Genomic DNA, 1,624 nt, shown 5'->3' with positions numbered 1-1,624 from the left:
GTGGGACTCACCATGACCGAGATATTAACGCTAGTAAAAATATTTTGGCCGCAGGGCTTGCGGTGTCAGTCTGTGGAGCGACTATAAGACCAGAACAGAGTAAATCTGTTAAGGCAGGTGCGAAAAATCCTTCGGGACAGAAGCAGAAACCCAAATCGTGAGGTTTGGGAATCGCCGTCCGTTTTACGGCGGCGAGGATGTCAACAGGTAGCCTTTGATAACTGGCAACTCGATATTCCGATCGCTCCGAACACCTTTACCTTTACTAATAGCAATCAAGCTAAACCGATTCCTTTCGCTCGTCCCGAACCCCCGGCTTTAGCTCCCTCTCCCCAACCTTAAATATCTGGAGGATTTCGCTGATGAAAAATCTCGTTTTTGGTGTCATGGGTTTTCTAACCACTATACTGCTTGCTTCCTCACCGGCCGCCGCTTGGTTCCATGCCGGGGGAGGTTCTTGGAGTGCCTCCGGTTTTCGCGGTACCGCCTCCGGGGGTGATGGTTCTTGGAGTGCCTCCGGCTATCGGGGTGGCTCGGCCTCCGGTGGTGACGGTTCTTGGAGTGGGACGGGATTCCGTGGCACCACTGCCTCCGGGGACGATGGTTCTTGGGGTGTCAACGGCTATCGGGGTGGCTCGGCCTCCGGTGGGGACGGTTCTTGGAGCGGTACTACCCCCTACGGAACCTCAGTTTATGGCTATCACGGCACCTACTACGGCGGCACCTACGCCACCTATCATCCGCCCACCGTTGTCAATAGTTACTACGGTGCGGGCTGTTATAACTGCGGTGGTTGGGCCGCGGCCGGAGCGGCGGCCACCACGGGAGTCGCCCTCGGCGCAACGGCTGCCACTGCCAATCAAGCGGAATCCTACAATGCGGGCTTTGCGGCGGGCAGTGCCTACGCCCTCGGAGCGATCTATACTAACCTCCCAGGGGGATGCGTTTATAACCCAGTTGGTACAAGCACTTATTACCGCTGCGGTACGGCTTGGTTAAGTCCCGCCTACGGTGCTAACGGGGTTTACTATCGGGTCGTGACCGCACCTTTTTAAAGATTTATTAGCCTTGAATATCCCATGAGAAAACCTAACCGACATTTTTCCCTCGCTTTCCTTGTTAGTTCTCTCGCTCTCCTCGCTACAGGGAATCTGACTCTAAGTCAAACAGGTAATTCGATCGCTCAAGACCAAAACGCCGCTTTGCAAGCCGTCGCCAAGATGACCGAGGGACAGCGCACCTATTATCAGAATAACGGTAATTTTCGAGCGAAAGTTGACAATGTTCAAGATGATTTCGGGGTTACTTTGCCGAAAACCTTTGATTATGCCATTCGCACCACTTCCGAGGCCGCCTATAGCTACGTTATCCCCGCTCGCTCAACCGTCAGCAATCAGCTAAAAGCTTATGTGGGTGCGGCTTTTATCACTCCTAACCAAGACCCGAAAATCACGACGATTATCTGTCAGAATACCAATCCCGGTCCAGCAATTCCAAATTCAAACGGTAGTGTAGGATACAGAATTGATTTCGCTTCTGTCCCTCAAAATAGAGTGAACGAGTTGCCCATTGGGTTTTGCAGGAATGGAAGTCCAAGATTTGAGTTTTATAGGGATGCTGAGCT

Annotated in this window: 3 protein-coding genes and 1 pseudogene; all 4 read left to right on the top strand. The window is 52.6% G+C overall.

The window, feature by feature from the left end; genetic code table 11:
- Window positions 1-161: pseudogene (locus PX481_RS05790) on the top strand (RNA-guided endonuclease TnpB family protein); the annotation flags it as partial.
- Window positions 118-342 (top strand): hypothetical protein, encoded by a 225-nt coding sequence (locus tag PX481_RS05785; protein WP_288093960.1) that lies wholly within the window; start codon window positions 118-120, stop codon window positions 340-342. The pseudogene PX481_RS05790 and the gene PX481_RS05785, both read left to right, overlap by 44 nt.
- A 20-nt stretch (window positions 343-362) precedes the next feature.
- Window positions 363-1,055 carry an RNA-binding protein gene (locus PX481_RS05780; RefSeq protein WP_190359668.1) on the top strand — a complete coding sequence of 231 codons (693 nt, stop codon included), beginning with the start codon at window positions 363-365 and terminating at the stop codon, window positions 1,053-1,055.
- A gap of 24 nt (window positions 1,056-1,079) precedes the next feature.
- Window positions 1,080-1,624: type IV pilin-like G/H family protein (locus tag PX481_RS05775; RefSeq protein WP_288093959.1), on the top strand; the 545-nt coding region annotated here is incomplete at its 3' end.

Source organism: Microcystis sp. M53603_WE2 (genome assembly GCF_030065435.1).
This window is presented reverse-complemented; position numbering and strand designations above follow the sequence as displayed.

Excerpts from the sequence above, each read along its gene's own strand:
- PX481_RS05780 (WP_190359668.1), top strand. The coding sequence starts at position 363 with ATGAAAAATCTCGTTTTTGGTGTCATGGGTTTTCTAACCACTATACTG.